General features: G+C 49.9%; 17 protein-coding genes. 10 read left to right on the forward strand and 7 right to left on the reverse strand.

Annotated features, from left to right (window positions below):
- Positions 1-8 precede the first annotated feature (8 nt).
- Both MKQ68_RS13950 and MKQ68_RS13955 read left to right on the forward strand, forming a co-directional pair.
- A complete protein-coding gene (locus tag MKQ68_RS13950) occupies positions 9-476 on the forward strand; it encodes a DUF4625 domain-containing protein (protein WP_264279670.1) in 468 nt (155 codons plus the stop codon).
- Positions 477-494: 18 nt separating this feature from the next.
- Positions 495-1,736: a hypothetical protein gene (locus MKQ68_RS13955; protein WP_264279671.1), complete on the forward strand. Its 1,242-nt coding sequence runs from the start codon at positions 495-497 to the stop codon at positions 1,734-1,736.
- A gap of 59 nt (positions 1,737-1,795) precedes the next feature.
- Here MKQ68_RS13955 and MKQ68_RS13960 read toward each other — a convergent pair whose 3' ends face one another.
- Positions 1,796-2,275, reverse strand: a complete 480-nt coding sequence (locus MKQ68_RS13960; protein WP_244845976.1) for an acyl-CoA thioesterase — start codon at positions 2,273-2,275, stop codon at positions 1,796-1,798.
- A 200-nt stretch (positions 2,276-2,475) separates the two neighbouring features.
- Between MKQ68_RS13960 and MKQ68_RS13965 the strand changes: the two genes are divergently transcribed.
- The 3 genes from MKQ68_RS13965 to MKQ68_RS13975 all read left to right on the forward strand — a co-directional run bounded on the left by MKQ68_RS13965 (position 2,476) and on the right by MKQ68_RS13975 (position 5,171).
- Positions 2,476-3,750: a DEAD/DEAH box helicase gene (locus MKQ68_RS13965; RefSeq protein ID WP_264279672.1), complete on the forward strand. Its 1,275-nt coding sequence runs from the start codon at positions 2,476-2,478 to the stop codon at positions 3,748-3,750.
- Between the two features lie 239 nt (positions 3,751-3,989).
- Positions 3,990-4,874, forward strand: coding sequence for a TIM barrel protein (locus MKQ68_RS13970; RefSeq protein ID WP_264279673.1), 885 nt, complete (start codon positions 3,990-3,992; stop codon positions 4,872-4,874).
- A gap of 51 nt (positions 4,875-4,925) precedes the next feature.
- The gene (locus MKQ68_RS13975) at positions 4,926-5,171 is read left to right on the forward strand and encodes a hypothetical protein (protein ID WP_264279674.1); all 246 of its coding nucleotides are present in this window, start codon (positions 4,926-4,928) and stop codon (positions 5,169-5,171) included.
- A gap of 60 nt (positions 5,172-5,231) precedes the next feature.
- Here MKQ68_RS13975 and MKQ68_RS13980 read toward each other — a convergent pair whose 3' ends face one another.
- On the reverse strand, positions 5,232-5,975 hold the full coding sequence (locus MKQ68_RS13980; protein ID WP_264279675.1) for an SDR family oxidoreductase: 744 nt from the start codon (positions 5,973-5,975) through the stop codon (positions 5,232-5,234).
- A gap of 145 nt (positions 5,976-6,120) precedes the next feature.
- On the opposite strand from MKQ68_RS13980, the gene MKQ68_RS13985 reads away from it, so the two are divergent.
- The 3 genes from MKQ68_RS13985 (at position 6,121) to MKQ68_RS13995 (ending at position 7,472) form a co-directional block, all read left to right on the forward strand.
- Positions 6,121-6,435, forward strand: coding sequence for a winged helix-turn-helix transcriptional regulator (locus MKQ68_RS13985; RefSeq protein ID WP_244845969.1), 315 nt, complete (start codon positions 6,121-6,123; stop codon positions 6,433-6,435).
- A 4-nt stretch (positions 6,436-6,439) separates the two neighbouring features.
- Positions 6,440-7,012, forward strand: a complete 573-nt coding sequence (locus tag MKQ68_RS13990) for a Crp/Fnr family transcriptional regulator (protein ID WP_264279676.1) — start codon at positions 6,440-6,442, stop codon at positions 7,010-7,012.
- A 70-nt stretch (positions 7,013-7,082) separates the two neighbouring features.
- Positions 7,083-7,472: a RidA family protein gene (locus tag MKQ68_RS13995; protein ID WP_244845967.1), complete on the forward strand. Its 390-nt coding sequence runs from the start codon at positions 7,083-7,085 to the stop codon at positions 7,470-7,472.
- A 217-nt stretch (positions 7,473-7,689) separates the two neighbouring features.
- Here MKQ68_RS13995 and MKQ68_RS14000 read toward each other — a convergent pair whose 3' ends face one another.
- The 5 genes from MKQ68_RS14000 to MKQ68_RS14020 form a co-directional block, all read right to left on the reverse strand.
- Complete coding sequence (locus tag MKQ68_RS14000; RefSeq protein WP_244845965.1) at positions 7,690-8,160, reverse strand: GAF domain-containing protein; 471 nt, start codon at positions 8,158-8,160, stop codon at positions 7,690-7,692.
- A gap of 118 nt (positions 8,161-8,278) precedes the next feature.
- Positions 8,279-9,880, reverse strand: coding sequence for a SusD/RagB family nutrient-binding outer membrane lipoprotein (locus tag MKQ68_RS14005; protein ID WP_264279677.1), 1,602 nt, complete (start codon positions 9,878-9,880; stop codon positions 8,279-8,281).
- Between the two features lie 17 nt (positions 9,881-9,897).
- Positions 9,898-13,305 carry a SusC/RagA family TonB-linked outer membrane protein gene (locus MKQ68_RS14010; RefSeq protein ID WP_264279678.1) on the reverse strand — a complete coding sequence of 1,136 codons (3,408 nt, stop codon included), beginning with the start codon at positions 13,303-13,305 and terminating at the stop codon, positions 9,898-9,900.
- A gap of 263 nt (positions 13,306-13,568) precedes the next feature.
- A complete protein-coding gene (locus MKQ68_RS14015; protein ID WP_244845956.1) occupies positions 13,569-14,753 on the reverse strand; it encodes an ROK family transcriptional regulator in 1,185 nt (394 codons plus the stop codon).
- A gap of 235 nt (positions 14,754-14,988) precedes the next feature.
- Positions 14,989-15,525, reverse strand: a complete 537-nt coding sequence (locus MKQ68_RS14020) for a hypothetical protein (protein ID WP_244845954.1) — start codon at positions 15,523-15,525, stop codon at positions 14,989-14,991.
- Positions 15,526-15,799: 274 nt separating this feature from the next.
- Here MKQ68_RS14020 and MKQ68_RS14025 point away from each other — a divergent pair, with 274 nt between their 5' ends.
- Together MKQ68_RS14025 and MKQ68_RS14030 are read left to right on the forward strand one after the other, a co-directional pair.
- On the forward strand, positions 15,800-16,366 hold the full coding sequence (locus MKQ68_RS14025; RefSeq protein ID WP_264279679.1) for an RNA polymerase sigma factor: 567 nt from the start codon (positions 15,800-15,802) through the stop codon (positions 16,364-16,366).
- Between the two features lie 53 nt (positions 16,367-16,419).
- The gene (locus MKQ68_RS14030) at positions 16,420-17,373 is read left to right on the forward strand and encodes a FecR family protein (RefSeq protein ID WP_264279680.1); all 954 of its coding nucleotides are present in this window, start codon (positions 16,420-16,422) and stop codon (positions 17,371-17,373) included.
- Positions 17,374-17,379: the final 6 nt, after the last annotated feature.

Here is a 17,379-nt window from a genome sequence, read left to right on the forward strand (position 1 = left end):
CACAACATATGAAAAAACACATTCTGCTCCCGCTGCTGGCGGCGGGCCTGCTAGCCTCATGCTCAAAAGATAAGGACGACACGGACACTACGTATCCTGAGATTGGCCTTAACATCGCCAATGCTTTCCCTACACAATGCGGTACGGTAAAGCGCGGGGAAGCCTTCACCTTTCGGGCGTTACTGACAGATAACCGCGAACTAGGTTCTGTGAGTGTAGACGTACACCACAATTTCGATCAGCATTCGCATAGTACAGAAGTGGTGAATTGTGAGAATGATCCGAAGAAGGCAGCGGTGAACCCCTTCGTGTTCATCAACAGTTATACGATACCAGCGGGCTTAAAGGAGTACCAGCCGGAAGTTTCCATTAATGTTCCGGCGGATGTGGACCCGGGTGATTATCACTTTCTCGTGCGGGTAACCGACAAGGCCGGCTGGCAAACCATTCGTGGCATCAGCATCAAAATTATCTAACCATAAAAACCCATCAATATGTTCAGTAAAGGAAACTTAAAACTATTCGGCGCCGCTGTATTAGCTGCCACTACCCTGTTCGCCTGTAAAAAAGACGACGACCATCACCACGACGACCACGATGACGATGGTAAAGAATACCAGTTCGTGCGTGTACTTGTGAGCGACCAAACCGCCAGCACCCTTACGCAGCTGGAGCCGCACACGGGCGCTACGACTACCTTTAACACCAAACATCCATTGGCCAGTTTATACCCGACTGCTTCGGGCCGTTATGCGGCGGTGCTGTATGGCGCACAAAATCTCGCAGAGGTATTTGATGCAGGCCTTACGCTGCACGACGACCATGTAGATGTTGCAAACCCTGCCCGCTGGACGGCCATTACGGCTGCGGGTTTAAAGCCGACGCACTTCAAAAGCAAAGGCACCGAGTCTTTGATCTTTAATGATGGCGATGGCACACTCAGCCTGGGCGAAGAGGCCAATTTCAATACTGTGGGCGCTAAGTTCACCATTATCAATGCAGGCCTGCCTGCTCATCATGGTGCTATGGCGCAGTTTAACAATGGTACTATTGCCGTTACTACAGCTCCTGAAGCAGGCAAATCACCCAATCGCGTATTGGTGATTAAAAAAGACGGCAGTACTGCTTTTGCGTCTACCCTGGAAACAGGTGCTATTCACGGTAACGCCAGCGACGGACAGAACGCCGTATTTGGTGCGTTTAAAGATGCAGCGGGCACAAGTGGTGGCGTGTTAGTGGTATCACAAAGCGGTGAACAAACTTTTATCGACAACCCTGCAGGCTTTGGTGCCGCCCGATTAGGCAGCATTTATTATGCGGCTGCCGCAAAGAAGTTCATCGGTTACGCTGCTGCCAAAGGTGCTTACCTGGTAGATGTAGCGGGCAAAAGCATCAGCGCGATCTATAATGGGGCAGATGCGTTTCAGTGTAAGGTGGATTATGCCGGCAAGAACTTACTGCTGTTAAGCCTGGATGGCAAGCTGCGTATCTACGACCTGGCGACGGGCAGCCTGAAGAAAGAAGGAAATGTAATCAGTGCCGTACAAAGCACCGACACCTACAAACCAGTGCTGGAAGCGACAGCGAGGTTCGCCTATATCGCGATGCCATCGGCGGGTGAGGTACACCAGGTAGACCTGGCCGACTTTACCAAAATAACAAAGCATAAAGTATCTGCCAGTCCGGTGCGGATGGCGCTGCTGGGTTTTGAAACCAGCGAAGGGCATCACGATTAATAACCAACCATAGCAAAAGGGGCTGTGTCATTCAATTGATACAGCCCCTTCCCTTTTGGCTACTCGCCCTTTTCGAGTTGGGCAAGCGTAGCTTCATTAATTTCTTTTCGTAATTCCGACAGGCGAATGGCGTATTGCTGGAGTTTCTTTTCTTCGTCGGTTTGCGGCTCCCATGCGGGTACGGGCACCGTTTTACCGTTATCGTCCACCGCCGCGAATACGATGACGCAGTGCGTGGTTTTGGTTTCTACTTTCGTTTTTGGGTTGATGGCCTGTATATCTACCGCGATGTGCATACTGCTGCGGCCTGTATAGATAATGCGCGCCTGCACTTCCACCATTTCGCCGATATGGATCGGGTTAATGAACCGAATGCCGCCTACATATACCGTTACGCAGTACTGGCTGCTCCAATTCACCGCACAGGTATAACCCGCCTGGTCGATCCACTTCATCACCGCGCCACCATGCACTTTACCGCCGAAATTAACGTCGGAAGGTTCGCTGAGGAAGCGGAATTTCACCATATTATTTAGCATAAGGATAACGTTTGATACCGACCGAAAGATAGGCAGATAAAATAAATTACCCTATCTTTGCCCCGTTATTCTATATCCCTTCTCCCCGTAATACGGGACAAGCTCCAAAAAATGATGTGTGGATATACAATCTAGCAACCTTCTCTTTTCACTAAGCTTTGGATTGTTAGCATCATTTTTAAACATTAAACTTTAAAGATTTGTCTTTTGAACAATTAGGTCTTATAGACCCCATCTTACGTGCGCTCGAAACGCAGGGCTACACTACACCTACACCTATTCAGGCACAAGCCATACCAGTAGTACTCGCAAAGAAAGACCTGCTGGCCTGTTCGCAAACCGGTACCGGTAAAACAGCCGCTTTCGCCATCCCGATCCTGCAATTGTTGTATAACGATCAGAAGCCGGGACCGCGCCGCATTAAAACGCTCATTCTTACGCCCACCCGCGAACTCGCGATACAGATATCCGAGAACTTCCGCGACTATGGCGCACATACCGGCATCAAACACGCGGTGATATTCGGCGGCGTATCTGCCCATTCGCAGATTAACCAGCTGAAACAGGGTATCGATATCCTGATCGCCACGCCGGGCCGACTGCTGGATCTCTGGCAGCAAGGCCACATTAACCTGACGGGCATCCAGCAATTCGTTCTCGATGAGGCCGACCGTATGCTGGACATGGGCTTTATTCATGACGTGAAACGTGTGATCGTTAAGCTGCCCGTAGTACGTCAGACGCTGTTCTTCTCGGCTACTATGCCAGATGAAATATCGCATCTCGCCAACTCTATTCTCACCAACCCTACGAAGGTAGCGGTAACACCGGTATCCTCTACGGCGCAGAAGGTGGAGCAGCGGTTGTATTATGTAGATAAGAAATCGAAACGTAACCTGTTGGTGCACGTATTGAAAGACACGTCCATCACCAGCGCACTTGTATTCACCCGCACCAAACACGGGGCCGATCGCGTAGCGAAAGACCTGGCCAAGGCGCAGATCACCGCCAGCGCTATTCATGGCGATAAGTCGCAAAATGCACGCCAGCGCGCCCTGTCTGATTTCAAATCGGGGAATATTCGTGTACTGGTCGCTACGGATATTGCTGCCCGTGGTATTGACGTTGACAACCTTGCGTACGTCATCAACTACGAAATCCCGAACGTTCCTGAGACTTATGTACACCGTATCGGTCGTACCGGTCGTGCAGGCGCGAGCGGTATAGCGCTTTCTTTCTGTGATGATGAAGAAAGGGCATATGTAAAAGACATTACCAAGGTAATTGCCCAGCAGATACCCGTGGTACACGAACACCCGTTTTTACCAGAATTTAACACCAATGCAGCGGCGGCGATACCTGCTGTACAGTTGCGCCAGTCTTCCTCACAACAGGCGAACGCCAGGAAGAAGAACAGCCGCGACAACCGCAAATGGCATAGCAACAGGCCCAAAAGCGGGAACAGGCAACAATAGTATTTAAGTAATTCAGATAGAAAGGCTGCTCACTGAGGTGGGCAGCCTTTTTCGTTTGTATGAAAGGGCTAACCGTGACGCCTGGCAGCTACCAGGTCCACCACTTTCGCTAATGAAATCAGGTTACTTATTTCACAGGAAACCGTCCCCTTTCATTTTTCCCGTGTTACCCCCGGGAGGTAAACAAGCTGTGCCTTTTTTATCTATCTTTATTTCCATTTGAAATCAACATTTTAGTTATGACGACGATATCGAGAAGAAGTTTTTTGGCCACAGCAGGTGTTGCAGCTTCCGCGCTGCTGCTCCCCTCTTTTGCATCCGCCGGCAGCGGTAAACGTGCAAAGAAAGTGGGTATTCAGCTGTGGTCACTGCGTGATGTGCTGCCTGGTAATGTGAAAGGTACCATCGCCGACGTAGCCAAAGCCGGTTTTAGCCAGGTGGAAACGTTCGGCTACTCCATCCAGGACAAATATTGGGGCTTGTCGCCCAAAGAGCTGAAAGCCACGCTGAGCGCGAATGGACTTACCGCCCCGAGTGGCCACTATGGCCTGGGCTCGTTCCTGTTCGACGGTAAAACCGAAGAAGTAAAATCTGCCATCGAGGCCGCCAATATCCTCGGCAGCGAATACATCACGGTGCCTTACCTGGTCGATTCCCTCCGTTCCAATGCAGACGACTATAAAAAGATCGCCGAAAAGATCAACATCGCGGCGGAACTGGCGGCCAAATCGGGCCTGCGCGTAGCCTACCACAACCACGACTTCGAGTTCCAGAAGCATGGCGACGTAACCGGCTACGACATCCTCTTAAAAGATACGGACCGCAAACTGGTTGACTTCGAGCTGGACCTGTACTGGGTTGTTCGTGCCGGCCACGACCCTATACAGATGTTCAAAGACCATCCGGGCCGCTTTACCATGTGGCATGTGAAAGACATGGACAAAGCCAATCCCGACTTCAACGCCGTGATCGGCCAGGGGAAGATCGACTTTAAGACCATCTTTAAGTCGGCCAAACTTTCCGGCATGAAACACTTCTTCGTAGAGCACGAAAGCAATTACATTCCCAACCCGCTGGAATCTGTACGGCAGAGCTGCGCATACATTAAAAAGAACCTGATATAATAACAAAAAGGGGGTGTAGTGATACACCCCCTTTCTATAAGCTGAAGTTTTATGTCTGACTACACCCCCATCGACTGCAATTACTACGATATTTTAGAGCACCTCGCCACCCTCCGCCAACCGGCGGCCGTCCACTACCAGCAGCCTGGCCACGAAGCAGCTACGGTGACAGGCATCATTACCGACCTGCAAGCCCGCCAGGGGGTCGAATACCTTTACCTGGATACAACGCTTGAGATAAGGCTGGATTGGCTGATTACGGTTAATGGCGAACCCGTGCCCGGGAAATGCGGGTAAAAACCCGGAATGGATGGTTGGGTGATGGTTGGGTGATGGTCGGGTGATGGCCCGGTAGCATTATTTTAACATGTAATTCAGGTAACCGCCATCCGCCACTATTTCTGTACCCGTGATGTAACTGGCCGCGTCAGACGAGAGGAATAACACGGTTTGCGCGATTTCTTCCGGCTTACCGATCCGTTGCAATGCGCTCAGGGTCGCAAAATAATCCTTCGTTTCCGCAGATACGACGCTGTCCAGACCTGGTGTCGCAACCGCCCCAGGGCTTACAATATTTACACGTATCTTCCTGCCTGCCAATTCATTGGCAGCAATCTGGGCAATTTTATTCAGCGCGCCTTTCGTCGCAGAATATACGGTCGATCCTGCATTAGCCGCCGTTGCTACGGTCGAAGACGTAAACACCACTGAGGCCCCATCCGCTAAATAAGGAATTAACTTCTGGAGCGTAAACAAATGCCCCTTAACGTTTGTACTAAACTGCGCATCAAAACTTTCCTCCGTTATCTCACCAAGCGGCTCGAATTTACCGATCCCGGCATTCAGGAATAGCACATCAACTTTGTGCCCGCTTTTCGCAACCGCCTCTTCCAAAACGGATAACTCTTCGATCTTAGATGTATCTGACACTAACGTCGTCAACTTCGGATCACCTATTTCCTGGGCGGCCTTCTGAAGGTTAGACTCGCTTCTTCCAGTGATCAGCACGTTCGCCCCTGCATCGGTAAATGCTTTAGCTGTTGCCAATCCAATCCCTGTAGTTCCTCCCGTGATAACAACACGCTTATTACTGAAATTCATGATAATGTTTTTAATGATTGAGCTACAAAGCTACGGCAGGTAGATTTATTTCCGTAACTTTGTAACGAAAAGTAACAGTAACTTTCGGGTAACAAAGTAACTTATGACGGAACAAGATTGCAGCCCAGCAAACAAGAAAAAGATTATGGCGGTACATGACGCCATGGACATTCTAAACGGCAAGTGGAAAATATCCATCATATCCTCTATTTGCTATTACAATAAGAGAAGATTTTCAGACATCTTAAATGACGTTGACGGCATTTCTAACAAGATGCTTAGTAAAGAACTGAAGGAGTTGGAAATTAATAAGCTTATCACCCGGACGGTGTTGGATACGCAGCCCATCACGGTGCAGTATGAGCTTTCCGAGTATGGCCTGTCCCTGAAAACGATCATTAACAATCTCACGGAATGGGGATTGGCGCACCGTAAAGTAATTATGGGTGATCACCACTAACAGCATGGACGCATCGCAACGAACACTGAGAGCACATATCGGGAAGGTGGTATCCCTGACGGATGATGAGTTTGCGGACGTCCTGGCGCACTTCTCCTTACAAACTTTCAAGAAGCGCCAACAGATCATCCAGGAAGGCAAAGAAGTGAAATATCTGTACTTTATTTTATCGGGGCTCGTGAAATTGGTTTATACGGATCGCGATATTAACCAACATATTTTATCGTTTGCCATGGAGGATTGGTGGGAGACCGATTTTCAGGCCTTTTATCAACAACAGAAAGCTTTACTTTCGTTAGAATGCATAGAAGACACGGCCGTCTACAGACTGTCTTTAGCTAGCTTTTTCGACATATGCCAACAGTCGCCCAAGATGCAGTCTTTCTTTCTCCAAAAATCGATTGGCGGCCATATTAGCTCCCAAAAACGGATACTCTCCTTTCTAACTTCCAATGCTAAAGAGCGGTTTGATCAACTAATTGAAACCAGTCCCTCGTTGATACAACGGGTGCCCAAAAGTACACTGGCCGCTTACCTTGGCGTTTCACGGGAAACCCTCAGCAGATTTTCGCGATAACCGGCATTTGTGACTATTGTCACATAACCACCTGGTTGATTACGCCGAGCTTTGCACAAAACGATAAATTATGCAAAAGCAAGTGATCAACCCATGGAAGTGGCAGGACGCAAGAAGTTATGTGCAGGCAGTCGCTACCAGCGAAGTGAAAGGCACCCTGTATGTGTCCGGCCAAACGGCTATCGATGACAATGGAATCTCCAGCAATGCCGATATGAGGACTCAATTGTTAATGGCCTTAGCGAATGTTGAAAAAGTGGTACTCCAGGCCGATTATGAGTTGAAGAACATTGTTCGCCTTAACATCTATACGACTGATGCGGCTGCACTCTTCGAAAACTTCGGCTTATTTCAGCAATGGATAGCACAGCATGAAGTGCGGCAGGCAAGCACGGTACTTGAAGTGACCAGTCTTTTCGAAACCTTGAAAGTCGAGATCGAGGTGACAGTGATCAAATAAGATATTACCAATATTACAAATAAATTAGCCCGTAACGACGCTAAGTCGTTACGGGCTTTTATAATTTCGGGCGTACGCGTCGTGGGGAACTGGCTATTAACAGTAGAATTACTGGCTAGTACCTGGCTACTAACTGGCTACTTTCTGTAGAATACAGTAGAATAACAGTAGAATTACTGACTACTTTCACCGTGTGCTAAAAATGGCCATATAACCTCTACGCTATCCACGACACCACTTCCTCCAGATATTTCCTGTCCACCTCACCAAACGTATCCAGCTCCACGCTATCCACATCCAGCACCCCAATCACCTCGCCATTCCGGATAATTGGCACCACGATCTCGGATTTTGAAAGGCTGCTGCAGGCGATATGGCCCGGGAAGGCCTCCACGTCCGGAACAATGAGAGTTTTAGCCTCCGCCCAACTCGTACCGCACACGCCACGGCCCTTACGGATGCGCGTACAGGCCACCGGACCCTGGAAGGGGGCCAGTACCAGTTCGTCGCCTTTAACGAGGTAAAAGCCTATCCAAAGCCAACCGAATTGCTCTTTTAAAGCGGCGGCAATGTTAGCCAGGTTAGCGGTTTGATCAGGTTCGCCGGTAATAAGGGCTTTGATCTGTGGTAAAAGGGATTGGTATTGGCTCTCCCTGGAGCCTACTGCGATGTTTAAATCCTCTGCCATGTATGCAAAGGTACCGGTTATCCCGCAAAAGAAAAGGCCGGCAGATGCCGGCCCTGACAAAAAAACAACTCATATACACGACTAATGAAAACGGACCTTAGCGGCCGGTTTTCACTGGTTATGGCTGAAGCCAGATTTTCGTAGTGTTCACATCATTCGAGCCGGTTTCAGTTTTCCAGTTCGCATTGTTGAAGCTGAACTCCTCCTGCGGGTACACGAAACGGGCGTAGGTGCCGAAGTTGGCGTTGTAATAGCCCACGTTGTCGGCAGACATCGGGGTTTTATTACCGGTACGGCGTTTCAGCGTCCAGGCGTCCCAGGGTTGGCGGAAGGCGTCTATCCAGTACTGGGCGTAAATCTGGTTAAGCGCGGTAGCCGGCGCAACCAGATTGTAAGCGGTTTTAATGTTGGTAGTAACGGCTGCGATCTCGCCCGCAGTAGCAGCGGCGGCGGCAGGTTTACCAACGGTCCAGTCGGGAGAAGCGAAGGCGATGCCTTTCCACATGTTAAGTGAAGCGGCAATACCGGCATCGTAAGCGATTTTGGCGTTGGCCGGACTGGCAGCCACTCCTAATCCCCGGTTGTAGGCCTCCGCCTTCAGGAAATACACCTGGGCGGCGGTAAGCATCAGTTCGGGGATAGTCGTGATATCTTTCTCAAAGTAAAAGTTAACCGGAGAATAGATATTGGCGGCGCCCTTGTTGGTCCAGTCGGCGTTGCGTTTATCGAAATCGTACGGCGCACCACCTTCGGACGGTGTGGTGGTCATTGGGTTCTGCGGATAAGCCGCCCATTGACCGGCATTATTCGGCTCATAGAACACGCGTGCGCGGATGTCGAAAATACCACTGCCATCTGCATTGTTGTTGTTCGACATCAGGTTCCACATCACAGAACCCATGCGCAGGTAACAGTTGGCGGAAAACGACCATTGGCGCCAGTCGAACTTCAACCCGGGGATCTTCGTAGGCCACATACCGATGTTTTCGCCGGCTTCCAGCAAAGGTTTGCCCATGGCTTCGGTGATGTGGGTGGCCGCCAGCGTACTGTTTTTGTCATACATGGTAATGGCCACCTGCAAACGTAAACTGTTGGCAAACTTCGTCCACTGGGCAATGTCGCTCTTCAGCAACATGTCATAAGCACCTACCGAGTATTGATCGGCACCGGTGCCGAAGTTGTCCACCGCCCACTTTAGGTCAGTAAGCACGGCAGCGTAGATGTCGGGCTGTTTATCGTAAGGCACTTTGTATGCTACGGCCTTTTTGATAGCGGCATAACCGGCATCTTTGTAAGGCATGCTGCCGAAGTAGTTCGTCATCTTGATGGTTTTATAGGCCATCACGGTCTTCAGCATCGCATACAAGTTATTCATGGTAGCAGGATTTGCTTCCTTCGAGATGCGATCTTCGATAATGCGGTAATTGGCCAGCGCGGCATAGTAGTTCGACCATAACGCATTGATCGCATTATCGTAAGGATACGAACCGGAGGTGATGATCGCCTGCTGTGTGATCGGGTAGATCCACGCGTTCAACACCGACTGCTCCCCTCCTTCCAAAGGCAGGGAACTGATGATGGCGTTAAATATTTCCGGCGTGGTCGCGTCTGTCGCATCCAGCGGTGGTGTGTTGATCTCCTCGAAATTCCTTTTGCAGGATGCCGTGGCCAGCAAGCCAGCCACTATGCATATATTCGTTATGTATTTTAAGTACTTCATCGTCGATAGTTTTTGGGTTAAAGCCTTGCTTTAATTGAGAAGCCGAAATCACGCATCGCCGGGAACTGTGCCCACTGTATGCCCTGTGCATTACCAATACCATTGATCGCTTCCGGGTTCAGATTGTCCGGCAGTGAAGTATAAATGTAAAACAGGTTACGGCCGATCAGCGATACATCCAGTCCCTGGAACACGCGGGTGCGTTTCACGAAAGCGGAAGGCAGGCTGTAAGTGAGGTTCAGCTCGCGCAGTTTAGCCCATGAGTTTTCGAAGATACCCTCGCTGCGCGGCATCTTCACGTTCGACCAGCCCTGCGATACGCCAGCGTATTTGTACATGTAATGCACTACGTCAGTATTCTCTTTACCATCTTCGAACACACCGTCCAGCACTACACCGTGGTTAGCAGTGGTACCATCCGGATAAGTGTAAGGCAAACCGCCGCCGTTACGCTCTTTGAGCGTTCTTGGCGAAAGACCCATACCGATAGCAGCTGCATAATCCGCAGAGTAAATATCACCACCCAGTTTGAAGTCGGTGAGTACATACAGGCTGAATCCTTTATAATTGAACGTGTTGCCCAAACCGCCGGTCAGTTTCGGAGTGGCGTTACCGATAGGCACCGGATCATCCGTAGTTACATATTGCGTACCCACAACTTTGGTAGGATCGCTCTTATCCAATACTGGCTTCACCACACGGCGGCCGTTCAGCATTTTATAATCGTAACCATAGATGGTGCCGTAGTTCTGGCCAACATTCACGTACATCTGCACGCCGTTGTTGCCCCAAAGGTCCTGCAGCGGGTATTTATCAATACCATCATCCAGCGCAACGATCTTGTTCTGGTTATGCGCACCGTTCAATGTGATGTTCCAGCGGAAGTCTTTCGTAGCTACTGGTGTTGCGCGTACAATAAACTCGATGCCCTTGTTGGTTACTTCACCGCTGTTGAAGGTGATACCATTGTTACCCGACGACCAGGCCATAGAACCGACCATGATCTGGCTGGTACCTTTGGTGCTGTAGTAAGTAGCTTCTACGTTCAAACGGTTGTTGAAGAAACCTAACTCCAATCCTGTTTCGATAGATGTGTTGCGCTGTGGCACCAGCAGGTCGGCCGGTGGCAGGCTTGGCTGTAACCTCCTGATGGTAAGTCCGCCAAAAGTACTTGGCGCCGTACCATTGATGTAATTGGTAATCACCGTAGAGTTGTAAGTGTAGCTGGTTTGATAAGGCAACGCGCCGTTCGCGCTCTTCGCCAGCGACAACTTCACTTTACCGAAGTTTAGCCAGCTTACGTCCTTCATACCTTTGATGGCTTCTGTAAATACAAAACTCAGGCTTCCTGATGGGAAGAAGTAAGAAGAAGTGGACAGCGGCAGGGTTGACGACCAGTCGTTACGGCCAGTCAGCTGCAGGAACAGGTAGTCGTTGTAAGACAGGTCGAGCACGCCGAAGATGGTGTTCAGGTTGTAGTTGGACCATGCTTCTTTAGGCAGATCGAGTGTACCGGTGGTGTTAGACAGGAAGTACTTGTGCGGCACCGCGAAGGCAGACTTTTCGCCGTTGTTCCAGGCGCTGTAGTTGTACCAGCGGCTGCGCAGGGCGGAGTTGCCGATCAGCAGGTTTGCGTTCAGGCCTTTTACGATATTGTCTTTATGCAGGTTCGTAAACAGTTCGAAGTTCACATCCTGGTTGCGGATATTCTCCACGCCGTATTGACCTCTTACACCAATTGCATCGATCGGGCTGTACCTGCTTTCTATTTCCGAATTGGAATAGTTGAGAGAGGTACGACCGGCTACGTTCAGCCATGGCGTGATGTCTGCCGACAGCTTAATAGAGCCTAACAGCTGGTTCCTGGTCATGTCCTGGTTGTGCTCAAAGGTGTTCCAGAACAGATCTTTGAAGGAGTTATTGTTGTAAGGATAATAACGGAAAGGAGAGGTCTGATCAAAGATGTTTTTGCTGCCATCTGCGTTTTTGTAAGTATCCAGCTCGATCGGCTGCCAGTCGCGCGACATACCATGGATCATAAACTTGGCCACACTGTTTTCCGAACCTACGTCCGGCGCGTTGTGGCGGTTATAGTTGGTGTAGCTCGCGTTGATCTCCGCTTTCAATTTACGGGAGATATTGAGTACAGAACCGAGATTCACATTGTTCTGATCATAGCCACTATTAAGCGCTACCGAGCGGTTATCGAGGCGCGTAAGACCTACGCGGATCGTACCGAACTCGCCGCCACCGCTGAAGGATAGGTTATGCGTTTGTGTATTGCCTTTCTGGAAAAGGTTCTTGCGGTTATCTGGCTGTGGCGACCATTTACGTTTTGATCCATCCCACCAAACCAGTTCGGTGCCGTCGAGTTTATGCCCCCACGAAGCCGCAGGTCCATACCAGCTGAACAAGTCCCAGGTAGAGTAACCACCCGGCACAGCGCCCGCTGCCTGGTATTTATCACCCGCCGGCTGCCCGTCCCATGGATAGTTGCCCGGATACCGTTTTTCACCGGTGCTGGTAAGCGGAAACTCCGGAACAGCAGACCACATGGCATTAGAACCACCATATCCATATTCGTTCTGCACGTCCTGGAAGCGGTAAGCATCTGTAAACAAGGCGGAGTAACTATAATCCACACCCAAACCCGGACGTTTAGCGCCCTTCTTCGTCGTAATCAGGATTACCCCGTTAGCACCTCTTGCACCGTACAGCGCGGCCGCTGTAGCACCTTTCAGTACCGTGATATCGTCTACCTCATCGGGGTTCAGGAAGTTCATGAAAGAGCCCCAGTCTTTCGGGTTCTCGAGGCTCGTACCCGAAGTTTGCTGCGTACCACCTACCGGATCGTTCTGCACCTGGATGCCATCCATCACGATGAGCGGCTGGTTGCTACCCAGGATGCTGTTATTGCCGCGGATCACGATGCGGCTGGAACTACCCTGCACGCCGTTGTTAGGCGTGATGTTTAAGCCGGCAGATTTACCCATCAGGCCCGAAGAAATATCCGGCGCAGCAGCTTTAGAGATTTCAACGCCGGTTACCTTTTGGGCAGAGTAACCGATCGACTTCGCCTCGCGCTTCACGCCCATTGCCGTTACCACAATTTCATTCATGGCCTGTGGCGGATTGAGCACCAGGTTGAGCGTGTTATCGTCCCCTACCGTCGTCTGGCTGGCGGAATAGCCCACATAAGTGACTACCAGTACCGTATTCGGGCGATCGATAACAATCGTGTATTTACCCGATTCGTCCGCTACAGTGCCGCTGCTCGTGCCTTTGATTTGCACGGTGGCATACGGGACCGGGTTGCCATTTGTATCCCTGATAATGCCCGAGATGGTGCGTTTCACCTGGGCAAAGGAGGCGTTGCCTATGAGCAATAGGGATACTGCACATAAGAACAGCTTTTGTCTGATCATGTGTAAAGATTTTAGCTAGATAAAATGTTTCACAGGACCGCGGGGGCCTGCTAATAAGGAGTTTACCTCACTGTTAAGGAATATTTGCCATGTGCGTAAATGGCGGTGTACAATTGTTCATCTGTTGCGTTTTAAGTAATCGTAACGGGATTAGTTGATCATTGTATTGCTAGATGTTGGTTCAATGGTTATCACTCGATTTCTCTTGCTCAATTGATGTTCACTGTGTTCGTATATATACTCGTGGAATTATTGTTTTACATCTATTTGGTGGTCAAAAAATTCTCCATCACCAGTGCTGCTGCTCCTACCAGTTCTGCGTCGTAGCCCAGCTTCGATACTTCAATGCTCGTATAATTAGCCAGGCGGGGAATACAATGTTCGTTCAAAGCCTGTTGTACGGGCGCCGTCCATAATTTACCGGCCAGTGAGCCACGCCCGCTCAGCATCACCGTCCGCGGATTGAGGATGTGTATCAGGATGGCGATACCTCTTCCGATATTATATCCTATCTCCGATAATAATTCTACACAAAACTTGTCGCCGTTACCGGCAGCCTCTAAAATGCGTTCTACATCCGTTTCACTGTGCCCCGAGGGAAAATCGGCAGGCAGCGTAGTAATGCGACCTGTTTTTAATCCGGCAAGCGTCTTCTCTAATAACACCAATAAAGACGCTTCTGTTTCAAGACAACCGCTTTTTCCGCAACTGCACAATTTATTGTTATTAAAAATGGGGATGTGACTAAACTCTCCCGCAAATCCGTTGTGCCCGCGGAACAGGCGGCCTTCCAGCACCATGCCCAAACCTACGCCCCAACCCACGTTCACGACCATCACATTTCGCTGCCCGCGTGCTACACCAAAATGACATTCGGCAAGTGCTACCACGCTGGAATCATTATCAATATACACCGGCAGACCAAGCGCTTTAGACAGGTATTCTACGATCGTCACATTACCCGCCTGCAGTAAGGGAAAAGAGTGATTTAATCCTTTCGTTACATCTATAAAGCCAGGCATGCCAATCCCTACGCCAATGATTTTCTTTTTGCTGATGCCTGCGTTTTCAATCAATAGTCCAAGCTGTGAGGCCAGTACCGCCGGAACATCCGGGTTATTCTTGAGCGGCAGTTCGATGTTGGTGATCCCTTTAATGTGCCGGTTATCCATACTCATTAAGGATATGCGGGTAACCAGCTGATCCATCGAAACGGATAATATAAATAACGCTTCTTTGTTAATCGTATAAGTGGCAGGTCTGCGTCCTCCGCTGGAAGGTGCGTAGCCCGATTCCTGCAGGATGTCTTCCTCCACTAATGTGCTTAACGTTCGTATCACCAGGGGCAGGCTTTTACCTATTCTTTCACTTAACTCCGGGGCTGACAGCACATTTGAATAATAAAACTCCCTAAGGACCAGACGTTTATAGTATTCGTCTTTCTTCATAACGCGGAGAATGCTATAACATATCCTTAACAAGATAATATATTTTTAAGATCGCGCAGCAACTTCCTAATATTTTAATGAAGTTTAATTAGACAAGAGAAAATAGTATTGCCTTCGGGCTAAAAACTATCAAGGCATATACAGGGGCGAGCGTGATTTATGAGCCTGCGCGGGCAAGACGCACATAAAACCGGGAAACAAAACGGCCGGGCGTAATGCCCGGCCGCTAATGTGATTAGTCTTTTATACCGAAATGTTTTTTAACTGCGTTGTAGTCGCTCCAGTCCAGCATATTAGCCTGCCTGGCGCCAGTGTTACCTGGCACGATCATGTAGCGGAATTGTTGACGTTTCCTGCCTGCATTATCTGTATACGTCGTTAAATCGCCATTGGAATATATGTCGATCTCTTTCTCGTAGGTTGTTACCTGGATACTATAGCCCGAGTAGGGGTCATAATAGGGCAACGCAATAACGGTGGGAGCCGCAGGAGTACCCGTGTTTATAAACACCTTTACGTCAGATGAGTTGAGCAATTCCAGCGTCAGCTTAGGTGCTGGCATCGTCAGAAAATAGCCAACCGTGTCGATGCCACCGCCTGCTAAATGAATAGTATCTGGTTTGAAAGCTACATCCATCCATGGGGAGTAGATAATTTCAGCACCGGCACCGTCTTCACCGGCAGGGCCAGGAGCGCCATCTTTACCGCAGGCGGTAATAAAAACAGAACCGCCTACCATGAGCGCGGGAATAAAGCGAAGGAGTTTGTGCATAGCTATTGTGTTGGGTTATGATATGAAGGCATTTGGGTTTCATACCGGTTTCTGCTACACGAAAGTAGAGAAAAGGAACCAGAACCGCAACCTTCACATTAAATTAAAGCTACATACCGCTCCCACCTGTTGCAAACTCAAACAAAATCTCCTAAATTTCCACCACTACCGACCGGCAAATGAATTAATAAATTGATAATGGGCTTCACCAGACAGGCTATATGCTCCATCCTGTACATTTGTTCCATGTTTTGGCTTACAACCGGGCGCCTTTATGAATAACGTTGACATCAGTGACTATTGGAAACTACTCAGAAGTGATCGCAACGAGGGAATCATCGGCTTGTACGATGCCTTGTGGGAAGAGTTGTACCTGTACGCGGCAAAAACCGTAAAGGATACGGAAACAGCGATGGACATCGTGCAGGAACTGTTTATCAGTCTCTGGGAAAAACGACATACCCTGCCGGAAGTACAGCAGGTAAAGGCTTACCTGTATGCCGCACTCAAAAACAGGATACTGAACGCCCTGGCAGCCAGTCAAACACGTGAACACCATCTTAAAGCCTGGCAAGACATTCACCGCCCTGGTGGTGTTGCCGCCCTGGAAGGCTTACTCGAAAAAGAATTGTATAACGCTGCTCTCGCGGAAGTAAACCAACTGCCGCAACGCATGAAAGAAGTATACACGCTCGCCGTACTGGAAGATGTACCTGTGCGCGAAATAGCCCGCTACATGGGCATTTCCGAACAAACGGTACGTAACCAGGCCAACCTTGCCGCCCGCCGGGTACGCCAATCAATAAAGCAAGGACTCCTGCTCATTATTTTTTTTCACTAGCTATGGTTATTCAGCTGTTGGGCGCTGTCTTATAGGAAAGACAACATCCACTGATGAAAGAATCCAATCCCGAACTGGCCCGTTTACTGGAAAAATACCGGCAAGGCCAGTGTACCGATGAAGAACAGGCACGACTGTTTCTCTGGCTCGATGAGCTGGAACGTTCGTCTGCCCCTATGCCGCTGCCAGGCGAGGCGACCCGCACGCACCTGCGCGACGCTTTCGTGTCGCGGGTATCGGAGCCACGTAAAGTACGCATCTCTTACAAACGTTATATCGCTGCCGCAGCCATTCTTTGTGGCTGTATAGCGGCCGGCACGTGGCTGCTCACCCGCCAGGCCAACACGTCATCACAAGTGGCCATAACCGCCTGGGACACCATCTCTACCCGTCCGCAGGAAATGCGCACCATCCGTTTAAGCGACAATTCACAGGTAGCATTGAACGCGGGTACGCAGCTGCGTATCAGCAAAGCCTTCGGCAACAGTGAGCGCCGCGTAGAAATATTAGAGGGAGAAGCCTGGTTCGATGTGCAGAAAGACGCCGCGCATCCTTTCGTTGTACAGTGCGGCACAACAGAAACGCGCGTATTGGGCACACGTTTCGTCATCAGCGCTTATAAAGGCTTACCGCAAATGAAGGTGCAGGTAACGGAGGGCAAGGTGGCCGTTTCACTGCCCGGCGCAAACTACCCGGCCGTTATGCCGGGACAGGCGATCCTCCTGCAACAGGGCACCGGCGAAAGTGCCCAGGTAAACTTCGACAGGGCGAGCTTCGATCCGTTGCAGCAAAGCAACTTTATTCAGAACGGGTCATTCGAGGAGCTGGCATTACGTATCAGGAACACTTTCGGTTATATGATCATAGCCGCCAACGATGCCGTGGCGCAGCGTCGCTTCACGGGGGAATTCAGGCATAACGAACAAATCAGGGACATACTTCAGAAATTCAGCGATATACACAACGGCACCTTCCGGATGGACGGCGATAAAATTTATATGCAGTAAGCCGGC

The sequence above is a fragment of the Chitinophaga horti genome, assembly GCF_022867795.2.
Classification (GTDB): domain Bacteria; phylum Bacteroidota; class Bacteroidia; order Chitinophagales; family Chitinophagaceae; genus Chitinophaga; species Chitinophaga horti.

Coding starts and splice junctions, on each gene's coding strand:
- MKQ68_RS13950 (WP_264279670.1), top strand. CDS start 9: ATGAAAAAACACATTCTGCTCCCGCTGCTGGCGGCGGGCCTGCTAGCC.
- MKQ68_RS13955 (WP_264279671.1), top strand. CDS start 495: ATGTTCAGTAAAGGAAACTTAAAACTATTCGGCGCCGCTGTATTAGCT.
- MKQ68_RS13960 (WP_244845976.1), bottom strand. CDS start 2,275: ATGCTAAATAATATGGTGAAATTCCGCTTCCTCAGCGAACCTTCCGAC.
- MKQ68_RS13970 (WP_264279673.1), top strand. CDS start 3,990: ATGACGACGATATCGAGAAGAAGTTTTTTGGCCACAGCAGGTGTTGCA.
- MKQ68_RS13975 (WP_264279674.1), top strand. CDS start 4,926: ATGTCTGACTACACCCCCATCGACTGCAATTACTACGATATTTTAGAG.
- MKQ68_RS13980 (WP_264279675.1), bottom strand. CDS start 5,975: ATGAATTTCAGTAATAAGCGTGTTGTTATCACGGGAGGAACTACAGGG.
- MKQ68_RS13985 (WP_244845969.1), top strand. CDS start 6,121: ATGGCGGTACATGACGCCATGGACATTCTAAACGGCAAGTGGAAAATA.
- MKQ68_RS13990 (WP_264279676.1), top strand. CDS start 6,440: ATGGACGCATCGCAACGAACACTGAGAGCACATATCGGGAAGGTGGTA.
- MKQ68_RS13995 (WP_244845967.1), top strand. CDS start 7,083: ATGCAAAAGCAAGTGATCAACCCATGGAAGTGGCAGGACGCAAGAAGT.
- MKQ68_RS14000 (WP_244845965.1), bottom strand. CDS start 8,160: ATGGCAGAGGATTTAAACATCGCAGTAGGCTCCAGGGAGAGCCAATAC.
- MKQ68_RS14005 (WP_264279677.1), bottom strand. CDS start 9,880: ATGAAGTACTTAAAATACATAACGAATATATGCATAGTGGCTGGCTTG.
- MKQ68_RS14010 (WP_264279678.1), bottom strand. CDS start 13,305: ATGATCAGACAAAAGCTGTTCTTATGTGCAGTATCCCTATTGCTCATA.
- MKQ68_RS14015 (WP_244845956.1), bottom strand. CDS start 14,753: ATGAAGAAAGACGAATACTATAAACGTCTGGTCCTTAGGGAGTTTTAT.
- MKQ68_RS14020 (WP_244845954.1), bottom strand. CDS start 15,525: ATGCACAAACTCCTTCGCTTTATTCCCGCGCTCATGGTAGGCGGTTCT.
- MKQ68_RS14025 (WP_264279679.1), top strand. CDS start 15,800: ATGAATAACGTTGACATCAGTGACTATTGGAAACTACTCAGAAGTGAT.
- MKQ68_RS14030 (WP_264279680.1), top strand. CDS start 16,420: ATGAAAGAATCCAATCCCGAACTGGCCCGTTTACTGGAAAAATACCGG.